We start from the raw sequence: 16,202 nt of genomic DNA, 5'->3' as shown, positions 1-16,202 counted from the left end.
TGCCCGTATTCTATGGCATCACAACGTCGGTTTATCCTGCCACATAGGGCCAAATAATCGCAGCGGCAATGCTCCACATGGTTAACCAAATAAAACGGTCAAGGTAACGCCATGCCGCTGGGCGAGTAAAAATGGGCGCTAACAAACGCGCACCAAAACTTAAGCCAAAAAACCAAATAAATGATGCCAGTACAGCACCCGCGCCAAACCAAGGCCGATCGAAATCATCAAATTGAGTGCTAATGCTGCCGAGCAACACCACAGTATCAAGATACAAATGCGGATTAAGCAAACTGATCCCAAGCGTCGTCAGTACGGCTTTCTTAAATGTGTCCGCATTATCGGCCTGATCCATCTCAATGCCCTTAGCCACAAACGACGCCTTTAGCGCATTCGCACCATACCAAAGTAGAAACGCGGCGCCACCGAAACTCGCCACATGCTTAATAGTGGGAAACGACTCAATAATATGTCCTAGCCCCGCTACACCCGCAGTGATCATCAGCGCATCAATGATAGAGCAGAGCAAGGCAATCGGTAACGGGTATGAGCGCTTGATGCCTTGCTTGAGCACAAAGGCATTTTGCGCGCCCACAGCAATAATCAAACTCCCACCAATCCCCATACCCTGTATAAATGCCGCTTGCATAACCACCTCTCATGTTCAAAGAAGGCGCTAGCATAGTCAAAACAACAAAATTAATATAACTAATGTTTTTTATGTATCATAAGTAAAATTAATAACCATCAAACACAGATCGATTAAGGATGACTATGCTGGAATACGCCAATCTCAAAGCGCTCGCCGTTGTAGTCTCAGAAGGCGGCTTCGACCGCGCTGCTAAAGTGCTGCACATTACTCAGTCGGCTGTATCACAGCGTATTCGACAACTTGAAGAAAAAGTCGGTCAGTCACTGCTTATTCGCTCCAATCCTGTGGTCGCAACGCCCACAGGTAAGCGCCTGCTGCGTCACTATTCACAGGTACAATTGCTCGAGAGTGAATTAAGAGCCGAGATGGACGCCGACGATCCCAACCATCCAACCACAGTGCGCATCGCTGTGAATGCCGACAGTTTGGCCACGTGGTTTTTACCTGCGCTAGCAGGCATGTTCAGTCGCCACGCTTGGTTATTGGAATTAATTGTCGATGATGAGTCTTACACCCATCATCTATTGAAAAATGGTGAAGCGGTCGGATGTGTCACCACAACCGAAGTGCCGATGGCGGGTTGCAGCAGTGAGTTTTTAGGCACCATGGAATACCTTTGTGTGGCCACGCCCGAATTTGCCGCGCGCTATTTTAGCGATCTGAGCGACACTCCATCATTTAGTGACACCTCGTCATTCAACACCATCAACCAAGCTCAGTTAGCAAAGGCGCCAGCGGTAGTGTTCTCCACCAAAGATAAGTTGCATGAGAAGTTTCTCGCCCAGTATTTCAATATGACGCCAGGGCAATGGTGGCAACATACTATCCCCTCTTCCGAGAGCTTTTTAGAAGCGATTAACTTGAGTTTAGGTTATGGGCTCGTTGGGCATTTACAAGCTAAACCATTAATCGATAAAGGGATACTGATTGAGATCACCCCAGAACGGCGCATGCGCGTGCCGCTGTTTTGGCAGCATTGGAATATCAAAGCAAAACAAACGACACTGGTTTACCGTGCCCTTGCGGCAACCGCGCAGCATAATTTGCTGCAGGTATGATTTGTTGCATCAAGACAGAACGCACAACCCGCATGAATCTACAGCGATTTACCTGCGATGGTATTTAACGCGGTGTGATGATTCTCATAGCGGCGTCTTTTTGCTTCATCAAATGTGAGTTAAATGGCAGGCATAAAAAATCGGGCTCAAACCAAAGTTTGAGCCCGAAATTGTGAGTCTTAAAACTTAAAATCTAACTCACTATCTATTAGCTTGCTCTTAACGCAGCAATACGTTTCTCTAATGGAGGATGACTCATCATCATTTCCGCCATTGAACGTTTGCCGTTAATACCGAAGGCTGACATTTGTGCAGGCATTGCCGTACTTTCAGGGCCTTGGCGTAAACGCTCAAGCGCAGCAATCATCTTACCTTTACCCGCTAAACGTGCTGCACCTTCATCGGCTTTGTACTCACGAATACGTGAGAAGTAAGCGACGATAATTGAAGCCAAGATACCGAATAGCATATCTAGTACGAAAACAACGGCCATGTACGCGAACATACCTAAACCTTCGCCTTCTTCATCATTACTCGACACGAAGTTGTTGATAATGCCAGCAACCACACGAGCCGCGAAGATCACGAACGTGTTAACCACACCTTGGATCAGTGTCAAGGTCACCATGTCACCGTTAGCAACGTGGCTCACTTCGTGGGCTAATACGCCTTCAATTTCATCTTGGCTCATGCCATATAACAGACCCGTACTGACAGCCACTAATGAATTGTCTTTACTTGGACCAGTAGCGAACGCATTCATGTCAGGCGATTGATAAATAGCCACTTCTGGCATTTTAATCCCCGCTTGCTTAGCTTGACGGGCAACCGTCTCCACTAACCAACGTTCGGTACTGTCACGTGGGGTGGTGATGACTTCACAACCCATGGTCTTTTTCGCCATCCATTTTGAAATGGCTAAGCTGATAAAGGCCCCACCGAATCCAAAAATGGCAGCGAACACCAGCAGTCCACCCATAGTAGACGTGTTCACGCCTAGAATAGACATCACAATTGAGGCTACTAGCAACACAGCTAGGTTAGTCGCAATCAATAGAAATATACGCTTCATTTCAGCTCCTTTAGGGCAAGAATAGGCCATTTAACTTTGTTCAAAGACATAATATGTCCAAATCATCGAAATTCAAGTGGTAAAAGAAAAGAGTTTTTAAAATAGGTTATTTTTCTCGTATATAGACACTGCCTTTCATGGCCGAGAGTCTAGGGACAGTATATTAATCGAAACTTAAACTTATGCCCAAGCAACCTCAAGATACGAGTTTCATCGCGTTCTGAGAGCTTTAATTCAAGGCGCATCAATCTCTGACTTTTGCATTGATGCCACACAGAAGTAGAATGCCCAGAACGCTCCATCTTGGTGGGGATCACTATCTTGAAAAACACCACCGCTAGCCGTGCTATGGCGCAATTCTGCTTTAACTCTCTATGTTTATCGGAATTAATCTTTGTTAACATACCAATACACTCCGAGATTTCAGGATACAAAATGACAATCAACGCCCTACTACTGAGCAGCTCTCGTGTCGGTGATACGCCTTATCTTGCCCACGCGCTCCCTTTTATTAAACCGCTCACCGCCAACGCACAAAAATGGATTTTTATCCCCTATGCAGGGGTTAGCATGAGTTATGACACTTATTTAGCGTCTGTCGTGACTGGGCTAGCTGAGCTTGAACTCGATATCAGTGGCATTCATCAGCATCCAGACCCTAAACAAGCAATAAAAGATGCCGATGGAATTTTAATCGGTGGGGGTAACACCTTTCACCTGTTACACCAACTATATCATTATGATCTGGTCGCGCTTATTCGTGAGCAAGTCGCCCTTGGTAAACCTTATATCGGCTGGAGCGCGGGTTCAAACGTATCGGGACTGAGTATTCGCACCACTAATGATATGCCGATCATCGAACCGCCTTCGTTCAACGCATTAAACTTAGTGCCGTTCCAGCTCAATCCACACTATTCCAATTACCAAGCACCGGGCCACAATGGTGAAACCCGTGCCCAGCGGTTATTAGAATTCACTAAAGTCGACCCATTAACCCCAGTGATCGGCATAGTTGAAGGCTCAGCTTTGTGGCGACAAGGAGACACACTATCACTCTTAGGTGACAAACCTGCGTATTTATTCTGTGGTGAGCAGCAAGAGATCCCAATCCCTGTGGGCAGTGACCTATCGCACTTACTCAAGTCCTAATATCCACGTTAGCATATCTAAATGGGCTCACAGTTAACATCGTGAGCCTGAATCACTCATTAGCAATAATTAAGATTAACTATTTGATATTGTAAATTTTTAATTAACACTCTCGATTCAACTGCACCAATTTTGTGTAAAAACGCCACTGAATTCAATGAGAACAGTGTTAGCTCAGCCAAGACAGTTTTTACTGCAGTACCAATTGCGATTATTTATCGAAAAATCACACTGCAAAGTATTGAGAACGGCGCCTAAAATAGCGCCAAGCATAATTTATGTTACAAATATCTAGCTACGCAGGTAAAATTATCCCTCACCTCAGCTACTCGAATCCCACAACTGAGGATTTTATAGCAGACAAGTTATTAATATTTAGGGATTAGATAGACTGAAGCATATATTGTGCCTATGAATCAGCGTCATTTTAGTAAGGAGTTTCCATTTTGCGAATGAATCTTATGATGAATTACCCTACCGGTTATCCGGCATTACTCAAAAAACTACCTTTTGTCATCTTGACCGCCATCGTCTATGTCGTCGGCATAAACAACGTCAATGCCGCAGCGGCAGAGACAACACCAACGCCTGCACCAGAGAAGAAATCCAAAAAATTCTCCCAAGACACAGTCATTGAACTCGCTCAACAACTGTCGCAAAAGCCATTTAAAGAAGCGAAAAAAGCACCTAAAGAACTGGTTGATCTCGATTTCGCGACCTATGGCAAAATCAATTACCAAGAAAATGCCGCGATTTGGGGCGGAACACCGACCAAATTTTCGGTACAACTTTTTGCTCCAGGCTTTCTCTATAAAAACCTTGTCGATATCGACGTGGTCGAAAACAGCAAAGCTATTCCAATTGAGCTAACAGAAGCTTCATTCGATGTCCCTAACGACACCATTGAAAAACTCATCACTCAAGTGGGCCAATACGCGGGTGTGCGTTTACATTACCCTATCAATGATGATGAAATAAAAGATGAATTCATCATGTTTCAAGGTGCGAGCTATTTTCGCGTGCTCTCTAAAGGGCAAACCTATGGCTTGTCTAATCGTGGTTTAGCGATTGATGTCGCTCAGCCAAAAGGTGAAGAATATCCCCTGTTTAAGCGTTTCTGGGTCGAGCGTCCATCTAAATATCAGACAGCAATTGTGGTTCATGCTCTGCTAGATAGCCAAAGTGTCACTGGCGCCTATCGTTTTGGTATTTATCCCGGTTCACCATCACGTGTCGAAGTGGATGTAACCTTATTCCCACGCAAAGATATCCAGCATGTGGGTCTTGCACCGCTGACCTCTATGTTCCTCTTTGGCGGACTCGATAACTCAGATAAACCCGATTACCGCCCACAAGTACATAACTCCGACGGCCTACAAATCGATCGTGGTAATGGCGAACGCCTATGGCGCCCATTAAATAATCCTAACAAACTGCAGATCAGTGCTTTTGGCGATGAAGATATAAAGGGGTTTGGTCTTATCCAGCGCCATCGTAAATTTGAAGACTATCAAGATCTGAGTGCAAACTATCAACTTCGACCTTCTGCATGGATTGAACCCCTCAATGATTGGGGCAAAGGCCAACTGGTGTTGCTTGAAATTCCCTCTAATGCTGAAACCAACGACAACATAGTTGCCTATTGGGAGCCGCAAGGCGGACTGAAAAAGGATCAGCCCTATAAATACTCCTATCGCATAACAGCCTCAAACGACAGCCCTTCTACGGCGTCAAAAGCACGTGTTGTCCGCAGTACTAAGGGGCAAGTCTTAGCAAAAGGCAAAGAATTACTTATCGATTTCAGTAACATCAAGCCGCAAGATATTGATAAAATTATCATCGATGCCAGCATCAGCAAAGGTAAAATCCTGTCGTCTCGGATTGTCGCCCACCCAGACATCAATGGCGCTCGAGTATTTATCAGCTTCGAACCAGAAAGTACCAATGTAGCCGAACTGAGAATACAGCTTAAGAAAGACGATAAACCACTTGCAGCGACTTGGCTGTACCGCTGGAATAGCGATGATTGGCAGTAAACTGATATTCACCAGTATCACTGTCTAACAAACATAAACTGACCGAGTAAGTGAATAAAAAGCGCCAATATTTACTGGCGCTTTTTTATGCCTAGGGTTTTATTTATAGGCTTACTATTTATAGGTTTTATCTCTAGCATAAATAGAACAAGCCAAGGCTAAAAACTCATGACCTGCTTTTCAGCAAACATAATCCCATACCTTATCGCTCGACTTCTCTGCCAGCATAACTACTGGCTTACTTCAAAATGACACTATCAGCTTAAAACGTAGCACTATTATGTGAGTTTAGGGTTATTAGCCTCTCCTGATGTGCGTCGCCGCAAGGACCTCTGCGAACTAAAGTAAGCAGTACGTTAAGTGCGTCAGTCAAGTTTGACCTTAAACCCCTCACAAAGAATGCCGACTAAAAGTAGAAATCTAAATGCAAAAAAGCCTCGATATAAATATCGAGGCTTTTTCTTTTTTGGTACCCGAGGCCAGACTTGAACTGGCACGCTGTTACCAGCGAGGGATTTTAAATCCCTTGTGTCTACCGATTCCACCACTCGGGCAAACTCTGAATATTCATGACGGGAATCATGTCAAAAATATTATTAACTCTATGTAGCTAACGCTTAGTACAACAATCAAATCTTTAATAAAAGCCGATTTAAAATTCTGACTTTATTTTTACCATCACTATCAAAATAATGGTACCCGAGGCCAGACTTGAACTGGCACGCTGTTACCAGCGAGGGATTTTAAATCCCTTGTGTCTACCGATTCCACCACTCGGGCAAACTCTTTATATTAACGACTGGAATCGTGTCATTAATACGTTAATCTATGGAGGCGCGACCCGGAGTCGAACCGAGATCGACGGATTTGCAATCCGCAGCATAGCCATTCTGCCATCGCGCCATAGTTGCTAACTCATGTTGAGTAGAATTAGACTTTAAAAATATTGGAGCGACATATCGGGTTCGAACCGATGACCTATACCTTGGCAAGGTATCGCTCTACCAACTGAGCTAATGTCGCATCTTGTTTTACTAGTCACTCAGATAAACAAAGCATTTCACTTTATTACCTAGCTAATATCAAACATCAATATTTGGTAACGTTAAGACTTTGTTTGCACATTGCCTCTTGTCTACGGGGTGGCATTCTACCGATTTACCACCCAGTGTCAACCGCTGTTTTATCGATAACTTACTGCTTGCACACTAAATAATCTCTTTGATTTTTTATTGCACTATTCAGCGGTAAGATCTTTCCAAGCGGCTAAAATGTAACTCATCATTGACCAAAACGTTAATACAGCGGCGATATATAACAGTACAAATGCGGCATTCGTCATTAAAGGATTGTATTGCCAAATCAGCCCAATAATTGCCACCATTTGCGCAGCCGTCTTATATTTACCAATCCAAGACACGGCGACAGTACCACGTTTACCAATTTCAGCCATCCATTCCCTCAACGCTGAAATGACAATCTCACGACCTATCATAAACAGGGCGGGTAATGTCAGCCAGATATTCGCGTATTGATCGACCAACAAAACTAAAGCTGTAATCACCATCAACTTATCAGCGACTGGGTCAAGAAAAGCGCCAAAACGAGTTAATTGTTTCAATTTACGGGCAGCATAACCATCTAATGCATCCGTTAACGCCGCGAGCCAAAAGGTAAATGCGGCAACAAAAGGGGTCCAGTCATAGGGTAAATAAAACAGCACCACAAAAATGGGCAGTAAAAAAAGCCTGAAAAGAGTTAATGCTATAGGTAAGTTAAACGGCATGATCAAACCAGTTAGTCAAAAGCAGCGCCAATCTTGCCTTAATTTTATCACCCTCGCAATGCATCATGAATGGTTTGTGCCATTTCTATGCTGATCCCTGGTACTTTGACTAATTCCGCCACACTTGCACCTTTCACTTCCTGCAAGCCTCCTAAATGCTGTAACAAAGCTTTACGGCGTTTAGGACCAATACCTGGAATCGATTCCAGTGTTGAAGTATTACGGGTTTTCTGGCGACGGTTACGGTGGCCAGTGATTGCAAATCGATGGGATTCATCACGAATATGTTGGATAAGGTGTAGTGCTGGCGAATCCCCTTCGAGGGAAAAGCTGGTTTCGGTATCCCCTAAGATCAAGGTTTCAAGCCCAGGTTTACGGCCCTCACCTTTTGCCACCCCAATAAGCTGCGGTGCTTTATCCAAATGAACAAACTTTTCATCCACTATCTTTTGAGCAATACGCAACTGCCCTAGCCCACCATCAATAAACAAAATGTCAGGGATTTTACCGCCTGCCTCAATCTTATCGAAACGGCGGCTTACCGCTTGCTTCATTGCCGCGTAATCATCGCCCGGCGTAATACCCTCGATATTATAACGACGATATTCGCCTTTATGCGGCCCTTCGCGATTAAACACCACACAGGAGGCAACGGTGCTCTCGCCCATGGTATGACTGATATCGAAACATTCCATTCGCTGGATAGGCCCACTCAACTCTAAGATTTCTTCGAGTAACACAAAACGCTGTTCGACGGTGTTCTTATGGGACAGGCGCGTAACCACTGCATTCGTCGCATTGGTCACGGCTAAACGTAAGAAGCTCGCCCTGTCGGCGCGAACATTGGTCTTAATCGAAAACTTTTTATCTAGCGCCTCTGAAATCGCCGCTTCAAGTTCATGTAATTCTTCAAAATTATGGCTAATCACCACTTCTTTTGGAATAGTGCGTTGAATATCTGCATTTAAATAAAACTGTAGGATAAAGGAGCGTAGCACCTCATCCATATCAGTTTGGGCTGGCACTGAAGGATAATAACTACGACTGCCAAAAATTTTACCTTCGCGGATAAATAGCAGATGGAAACAGGCGATGCCTGACGCATAATGCACCCCAATAACATCCATATCGCCTTTATTATTAGAGACTTCCTGTTGCTCCGCAACTTTACGCAGCGCCATGATCTGATCGCGAAATCGTGCAGCCTGTTCATAGGCCTGCTGCTCAGCCGCAAGTTCCATTTTATCAACCAAGGCGCTGATCACTTGCTGATCTTTCCCCTTTAAAAACAGGCTGGCTAATTTCACTTGCTCATCATAATCAGCGTTACTGACTTTGCCCACGCAGGGCGCGCTACAGCGAGACAGTTGATATTGCAAACAAGGGCGTGAGCGCGATTTGTAGTAAAGATCGTCACATTGACGAATAGGAAACAGCTTCTGCATCAAATGCAGGCTTTCACGCACGGCGCCGCCATTGGGATAAGGACCAAAATAGTGGCCTTTTTCCCGCTGCGGACCGCGATGATAGGCGAGCCTTGGGTGCTCATGCTGGCTTAATAAGATGTAAGGATAAGATTTGTCATCACGCAATAACACATTGTATTTTGGCATGTATTGCTTGATGTAATCATTCTCAAGCAACAGAGCATCTGTTTCACTGTGGGTCAGCGTCACATCAATATGGTGAATATGTGAAACTAAGGCTTGGGTCTTAACATTACCGAGGTTTTTACGAAAATACGAGCTGAGCCGTTTTTTAAGATCTTTGGCTTTACCCACATAAATGACGTCATTTTTGACGTCATACATGCGATAAACCCCAGCGGAGGATGAAACAGTACGTAAGAAACTTTGGGCGTTAAATTCATTAGACATCATTCACACCCACAGTTTTGGAGACTTAACACAAACAACATAGGAACATATAACCCAAGAACTCGCTAGATTAAAGTCATCGACCAACGCAATCCACTTTCCATTAAAAATGGCCAGCATCCAACATCTTATAGCGAATAGCTAACCGCGTTAGTTCGACATCACCACTGATCCCCAGCTTAGCAAATAAACGATAACGGTAACTGTTAACGGTTTTAGGACTTAAGTTCAGTTGCTCAGAAATATCGTTAACCTTCTCGCCATTGGTGATCATCAACATGATCTGTAACTCACGCTCGGACAAAGATTTAAACGGGTTTTCATCGGCAGGATTAAACTGGCTCAGCGCCATCTGTTGGGCAATTTCTGGGGACAAATAACGTTGTCCGCGAGAGACCTGACGTATCGCTTGCAATACTTCTGGTGGCGTTGCTCCTTTTGTTAAATAGTCCGAAGCGCCAGCCTGCATCACCTTACTTGGGAACGGATCTTCCGTGTGTACAGTTAATACAATAATTTTTGCATGGGGTTGATATCGTAAAATTTTTCGAGTGGCTTCCAATCCGCCCATCCCAGGCATATTCATATCCATTAAGATCACATCCGCTTCATTCTGGCGAGCCCACTGCACCGCAGTCTCACCATCAGGGGCTTCGCCCACGACTTTGATCCCACGTTCATCTTCCAAGATGCGGCGGATCCCAGTTCTCACAAGCTCATGATCGTCAACCAAATATATCGAAATCAACTTAACCCACCTTTTACAATTTACAGCTCGATCCGTGTGTTAGAAAAAGCAACATGGCAAACGGATAACGAGTTCATAAGGCTAATTTAGCCCAACAACCCCATTTCGCAAAGCATAAATTCAACATTGTTAACTAGATGATATTTAAAGGAAGGATTCCAGAATAGAATACCAATAAAAAGCGTTTAAAAACGAAGCAATAACCCCAGAATGACCAGCCTAAAATCCCTGTTAAATCGATATCAAAGTATCCAGAAAATATAGGCAATTTTTCAGTTCAAGAAAAACAAAAGGCCATCATTACTGTTAGCCTTTCACGTGAAAATAGCAGAAGAGATACGCTTAGAATCAGGAACCTAAGGTTTTTAAATAGCTTAAATGCAAAAAGGCGCAAGAACTGCGCTTAGAATGGAGAACCCTAGTTCAAATTTCACACACAAAAAAGGCCATGAATAAACATGGCCTTTTTTGTAAAATATGGCGGAGGAGCAGGGATTTGAACCCTGGGTGGGCTATAAACCCACGCCGGTTTTCAAGACCGGTGCATTAAACCACTCTGCCACCCCTCCGAACGAGCGAGATAATAGCTATCTCTGTCGCCACTGTAAACTTAAATTTATGGTTAATAGCGTTGATTGACTATTTCATATTCACTTAAATCGAAAGCCGTGAACAACAAAGGGCTTAGGATGAGAAAACTGAAATGAAAATTGCACAAACAAGAAAGGCCATCATTACTGATGGCCTTTCCCGTGAATATGGCAGAGGAGCTGCGCTTCAAATCAGGAACCCAAGGGTTCAAACGGTATGAATGCAAAATGCCGCAGGAGCTGAACTTAGAATGAGGAACCTTAGTTCAAATTGCACAAACAAAAAAGGCCATCATTGCTGATGGCCTTTTCCATAAATATGGCGGAGGAGCAGGGATTTGAACCCTGGGTGGGCTATAAACCCACGCCGGTTTTCAAGACCGGTGCATTAAACCACTCTGCCACCCCTCCGAACGAGCGAGATAATAGCTATCAACTACCCTGCTGTAAACCCTTAATTTAAAGAAACAATCTACATGGTCAATCTACATCCAATCCGCTTAAAAATATCGCGTTATTCAACTTATCTTTGACCCCCTTGTCAGGTGAAGTGCCATTTTAAGGTGGCACACTTCACACTATAATTAAGACTAAGCTCGATTGATATTGATTAAACGGTCAGATAGTTTCTGCATCTCAAGGCTTAACACATCAAGCGCCGTTGCATCGAGGGAGTTATCTTCACTAATGCTATTTATTCGCACTGCCAACTCATTAATCTCTTGAGTGACTTGGCTTTGCTGCTGAGCAGCTAACGCGATTTGTTGGGCACGCTGTGAAATATCATCGAAACTTTGTACGGTACTCGATAGAGAATCGGCAGCGCCCTCAGCCTCCGCAACCGCATGGACAGTGCGGGACTCCCCAGCTTGCATTGCTTGCACAGCGAGCCGCGAAGCCGATTGCAAAGCGTTAATCATGGTACTAATTTCATTGGCCGAATCTTGAGTTCGCCCCGCAAGGGTTCGAACTTCATCAGCAACGACTGCAAAACCACGACCCTGATCGCCCGCTCTAGCCGCCTCAATTGCCGCATTGAGAGCGAGCAAATTAGTCTGCTCAGAAATAGCCTTAATCACATCTAATACAGCGCCCACCTTTTGGCTGTCTTGGGCCAATTGGGATATCACCTTAGTTGCGTTGGCTATTTCTCCTGATAATGCCTCGATGGAAGTATTGCTGGCTGCAACACGAGTTTGCCCTTCTCGCACTACAATCAAAGACGATTGCGCAGTTGCAGCACAATCATTGGTATTATTCGCAACTTCCATAGCGCTTGAAGACATTTGCGTTATCGCAGCGGCTAATTGTGCACTCTCCAGCCGCTGTTGCTCTGCGCGCTGAGCTAACTTACGGCTAAGTCCGCTTAATTGCGTTGCCTCAAATTGAATTTTCTTCGCTTCTTGAGTGATCAGATCTAACATTGCCCTTAACGTCCCTGCATAGGTGTTTACGGCTCGGCGCAAAGCGCCAATCTCATCATCTTGCTGAATTTGCAGCTCAACATTCGCCCCCAAACTACCGCTCCCAAGGGAAGCAATTTGATCTGTGGTTTCCTCAAGTTGCGCCAACAGTTTTTTACCCGATAACCAAGCCAGAGAAAGTAAAATGGCGAGTAATGGTAATAAAAACAATAAAATATCAAATGTTAGCTCACGGGCAAGCCCTGTGACTCGCGTTTTAGGCGTCACAAGGCCAATCACCCATCCAGTATCAGGCATTACAAAAAGGCTCACCTCACTCGCCTGATTAAGTCTTCCATCCTTATTTAAGCTTACAGACACCACTTTGTTGATTGAGGTTTGCTTAAGTGCAGTTTCAACGGGGGCAAGCCAAGGTAACTGCCCGACGAGATCCGTAAAACGCAACATAGTGTCGGACTTATTCGTTTCAGGAAAATGTAAGATATTACCCGCTTGGTCTAAAGCGAAAGCATAACCGTCAGTTACATTGCCATGTTCTGTTAAAAATTTGGCTAAATCATCAAGTTTTAAATCTATCGTTGCGACCCCTGCAAATGTCCCCGTGAGACGATATGGCACACTACATGTCACCATAGCCACCTTTGTGACTGGATCTTGATAAGCCTCTGACCATAAACATTGAGATACTGAGCTAGTCCGCGCGCCCGTATACCAAGGATCATTATGATACCCAGGGCCAGATGGCGCATTATAGTCATCCGAATAAGCCAGTAGATTATCGCTACCACGGGCCCAGAAGAAACTGTGGCGGATACCCCCAGCGACGAATTTATCTGGCTCAGGCCAGATCCCACCGCCAGCGATAGTGAGATCGCCATTGTTATCAATTAGATTAGGTAAAGAATTAAGATAAAGAGCTTGCTCGTGGGGCAACACTTCGGCGAGGTGTGCAAGGCTTAAAGTAATCCCCTCAATGCTTGCCAACTTAAGGGCGAGTTGCCTTACGATACTGCTACCCGTTTGCTCAATTAACTCTTGACTCGCCGCCACCACTCGAGGCTGCCCTCGAAGTGACATCACACCAAAAACCGCGAGCCCGGTCAGTAGAAGCAGCACTACACTGCCCATTGTGAGCCGCTGCGAAATACGTGTAGGTAATAACATAGCTTTCTCTACTTAAAATAAGTCACCCAGATGGGAGAATTGTTCGGCCGTATGGTCCAAGACTGTCGAGAATCATACGTCGCACCATCCTAGTGCAAATTTTAAAGGCCATAAAAACCATTAACTTGGCCACAAACTTAGTGTAGACCATAAATGAGAAGCGCGGATAAAAAAGGCCATCATTACTGATGGCCTTTCTCGTGAATATGGCGGAGGAGCTCCGCTTCAAATCAGGAACCCAAGGGTTCAAATTGCACAAACAAAAAAGCCATCATTACTGATGGCCTTTCTCGTGAATATGGCAGAGGAGCTGCGCTTCAAATTAGGAACCCAAAGGTTCAAACTGTATAAATGCAAAAAGCCGCTAATTGCTTAGCGGCTTTTTGACTAAATATGTCGGAGGAGCTGAACTTAGAATGAGGAACCTTGGTTCAAATTGCACAAACAAAAAAGGCCATCATTACTGATGGCCTTTCTCGTGAATATGGCGCAGGAGCTGCGCTTCAAATCAGGAACCCAAGGGTTCAAACTGTATAAATGCAAAAAGCCGCTAATTGCTTAGCGGCTTTTTGACTAAAAATGGCGGAGGAGCAGGGATTTGAACCCTGGGTGGGCTATAAACCCACGCCGGTTTTCAAGACCGGTGCATTAAACCACTCTGCCACCCCTCCGAACGCCGAAAATAATATAAGTATACCGCTAACTTGTAAACCTCAATTTTTAAATATCGAGTCAAATGCTCAACTTATGTTCACCCCGATGTTTTTTACAACAAATACATGGCCAGTTTCAACGAATAATCGAGTAAACAGACGTAAAAACACCTATACAGTGAGAGACTTGTCGTCTTGGTATGGTAAAATCACTGCAACTTTTCACGGTAAATGCTTATATGAATTCACTCTTGATACCCACGTCTTCACTCGCACCTGAATTTAGCCTGCCAACCCTTCCCGAAACGGCTGACAATCTAAGCGCATTACTCTTAGGACAAGAGCGTGCTGTGGATGCGTTTAAACTCCACCAAGCTATTGTCGATCAGCACTTGTATCTAGCTGATTTCCCGAGCATTGACCGCCAATTAATGATCCAAGCCTGTATTGATAGCCTAGCGCCGTTATCTCCAGCTTATTTAGTGGCAACACGCCCGACTGACAAAGCGGCAACATTTCAGTGGCAATCAGAGAAACCACAGGAAAATCAGGTCAGTATTGCCGAAAAAACGACTCGCTATCGCTACCTCAGTGGCAATATTCGCCGTGTAGACCTCATTGGCCGTATGGCACAAACAGGAACAACAAGTCAATATCAAGCTGGTGCTCTGGCCGAATGTCATTATGTATTTATTTGCGCCGAGTCACTGTGGAAACGTGAAGGTTTATGGGAATTAGTGATGCAAATCCTCACCCATAAAGCGTATCAGATTAGCAATAACTTAAGTCCTATCCCGCTCAATTGTAAAATTGTCCTTATCGGTGCAGGAATGATTTATAGCCAAGTCAGAACTGAGGATTGGCAATTTCAACGTCACTTCACCCTACTAGCAGAACTCGCTAGCGAAATCGACTTGGTCCGTTATACAGAGTCACAATACGTCGCATGGTTGCAAGCGGTTGCACAAAGTGTCGAGGTCACTCTAGAACAATCAAGCCTAGCGCCACTTTTTCGTTATAGTGCACGGTTAACCGAACATCAGCGCCGCCTCAGTTTGTCTATGCTCGAGTTTGCCCAACTGATGGTACAAGCTAAAGCCTATTGTGGTAAACCGAGTATCAATGCGAGCAGTATTGAGCTCGCGTTAGCCCAAGCCAACTATCGTCATAACAGCTCGGAAGAATATTCAGGTCAAAGCTTCGATGACAACTTCATAAATCTGCCAACTTCAGGTGCTATGGTAGGTCAGATCAATGGCTTAACTGTCATTGATGCCATCGATTACAGTTATGGTGAGCCAGCGCGGATCACGGCATCAGTTCACTACGGTGATGGTGAAGTCGCCGATATCGAAAGAAAATCTGAACTTGGTGGCAATATACATGCCAAAGGAATGATGATCCTTTCTGCCTGCTTGTACCGTATCTTTGGGCGAGATGCACCATTACACCTAAATGCCAATATCGTTTTCGAGCAATCCTATCAAGAAATTGATGGTGATAGCGCATCACTCGCCGAATACTGCTGTTTGATGTCAGCGATTGCCGAACAACCCATTATTCAGTCACTGGCAATAACTGGTGCATTGGATCAATTTGGTAATGTGCAAGCCATTGGTGGCATCAACGAGAAAATTGAAGGCTTTTTTAATCTGTGTGAACGTCGTGGTCTCACGGGAGAACAAGGCGTTATTATGCCCAAGTCGAACGTGTTACAGCTTAACCTCAATCCCAAAGTGATTACAGCTGTAGGCAAAGGCTTATTTCACCTCTATGCAATCGAGCATATGGACCAAGCTGTTGAGCTATTAATGCAAATGCCTGCGGGTGTAGCCGATGAAGATAATGATTTTCCACATGATTCATTATACGGCCTTGTACAGGAACGATTAGACAAGCTCGCAGGAAATGGCGAGGAGGAAATCGGCATAATCACGAGATTACTCGCAAAATTGGGATTTTTTCGCCGCTAATTAGCTGATCGGAGTTGTTT

Annotated in this window: 10 protein-coding genes and 7 tRNA genes; 4 read left to right on the top strand and 13 right to left on the bottom strand. The window is 44.6% G+C overall.

Annotation, left to right across the window (positions count from 1 at the left end; translation table 11 throughout):
- Window positions 1-31 precede the first annotated feature (31 nt).
- Window positions 32-649 carry a LysE/ArgO family amino acid transporter gene (locus tag AAA952_RS02355; protein WP_028759646.1) on the bottom strand — a complete coding sequence of 206 codons (618 nt, stop codon included), beginning with the start codon at window positions 647-649 and terminating at the stop codon, window positions 32-34.
- 125 nt (window positions 650-774) lie between these two features.
- On the opposite strand from AAA952_RS02355, the gene AAA952_RS02350 reads away from it, so the two are divergent.
- Complete coding sequence (locus tag AAA952_RS02350) at window positions 775-1,710, top strand: LysR family transcriptional regulator ArgP (protein ID WP_338254051.1); 936 nt, start codon at window positions 775-777, stop codon at window positions 1,708-1,710.
- A 208-nt stretch (window positions 1,711-1,918) separates the two neighbouring features.
- Here the strand turns inward: AAA952_RS02350 and htpX are convergent, their stop codons facing one another.
- Window positions 1,919-2,782, bottom strand: a complete 864-nt coding sequence (gene htpX / locus AAA952_RS02345; RefSeq protein WP_006082065.1) for a protease HtpX — start codon at window positions 2,780-2,782, stop codon at window positions 1,919-1,921.
- 435 nt (window positions 2,783-3,217) lie between these two features.
- On the opposite strand from htpX, the gene pepE reads away from it, so the two are divergent.
- Window positions 3,218-3,931: a dipeptidase PepE gene (pepE, locus tag AAA952_RS02340; protein ID WP_168825265.1), complete on the top strand. Its 714-nt coding sequence runs from the start codon at window positions 3,218-3,220 to the stop codon at window positions 3,929-3,931.
- 452 nt (window positions 3,932-4,383) lie between these two features.
- A complete protein-coding gene (locus AAA952_RS02335) occupies window positions 4,384-5,967 on the top strand; it encodes a glucan biosynthesis protein G (protein ID WP_242068355.1) in 1,584 nt (527 codons plus the stop codon).
- Window positions 5,968-6,434: 467 nt separating this feature from the next.
- Here the strand turns inward: AAA952_RS02335 and AAA952_RS02330 are convergent.
- The 11 genes from AAA952_RS02330 to AAA952_RS02280 form a co-directional block, all read right to left on the bottom strand.
- Window positions 6,435-6,521, bottom strand: a tRNA-Leu gene (locus AAA952_RS02330).
- Window positions 6,522-6,660: 139 nt separating this feature from the next.
- A tRNA-Leu gene (locus AAA952_RS02325) sits at window positions 6,661-6,747 on the bottom strand.
- Between the two features lie 49 nt (window positions 6,748-6,796).
- Window positions 6,797-6,870: transfer RNA gene (locus AAA952_RS02320), tRNA-Cys, on the bottom strand.
- 44 nt (window positions 6,871-6,914) lie between these two features.
- Window positions 6,915-6,990 (bottom strand) — tRNA-Gly (locus AAA952_RS02315).
- Window positions 6,991-7,204: 214 nt separating this feature from the next.
- Window positions 7,205-7,753 carry a CDP-diacylglycerol--glycerol-3-phosphate 3-phosphatidyltransferase gene (pgsA, locus tag AAA952_RS02310; RefSeq protein ID WP_028759642.1) on the bottom strand — a complete coding sequence of 183 codons (549 nt, stop codon included), beginning with the start codon at window positions 7,751-7,753 and terminating at the stop codon, window positions 7,205-7,207.
- 47 nt (window positions 7,754-7,800) lie between these two features.
- A complete protein-coding gene (gene uvrC / locus AAA952_RS02305; RefSeq protein WP_113940885.1) occupies window positions 7,801-9,630 on the bottom strand; it encodes an excinuclease ABC subunit UvrC in 1,830 nt (609 codons plus the stop codon).
- Window positions 9,631-9,733: 103 nt separating this feature from the next.
- A complete protein-coding gene (gene uvrY, locus AAA952_RS02300) occupies window positions 9,734-10,378 on the bottom strand; it encodes a UvrY/SirA/GacA family response regulator transcription factor (RefSeq protein ID WP_338254045.1) in 645 nt (214 codons plus the stop codon).
- Between the two features lie 478 nt (window positions 10,379-10,856).
- Window positions 10,857-10,947 (bottom strand) — tRNA-Ser (locus AAA952_RS02295).
- A 341-nt stretch (window positions 10,948-11,288) separates the two neighbouring features.
- A tRNA-Ser gene (locus AAA952_RS02290) sits at window positions 11,289-11,379 on the bottom strand.
- 179 nt (window positions 11,380-11,558) lie between these two features.
- Complete coding sequence (locus AAA952_RS02285; protein WP_338254043.1) at window positions 11,559-13,556, bottom strand: methyl-accepting chemotaxis protein; 1,998 nt, start codon at window positions 13,554-13,556, stop codon at window positions 11,559-11,561.
- A 580-nt stretch (window positions 13,557-14,136) separates the two neighbouring features.
- Window positions 14,137-14,227, bottom strand: a tRNA-Ser gene (locus AAA952_RS02280).
- A gap of 221 nt (window positions 14,228-14,448) precedes the next feature.
- On the opposite strand from AAA952_RS02280, the gene AAA952_RS02275 reads away from it, so the two are divergent.
- The gene (locus AAA952_RS02275; RefSeq protein ID WP_113940941.1) at window positions 14,449-16,182 is read left to right on the top strand and encodes an AAA family ATPase; all 1,734 of its coding nucleotides are present in this window, start codon (window positions 14,449-14,451) and stop codon (window positions 16,180-16,182) included.
- The last annotated feature ends 20 nt before the right edge of the window (window positions 16,183-16,202 follow it).

Origin of the sequence: Shewanella sp. M-Br (assembly GCF_036245925.1) — a bacterium.
Taxonomy (GTDB): Bacteria; Pseudomonadota; Gammaproteobacteria; order Enterobacterales; family Shewanellaceae; genus Shewanella; species Shewanella oncorhynchi.
Note: the sequence above shows the minus strand (reverse complement) of the source record. Positions and strands in the feature narration are given on the sequence as shown.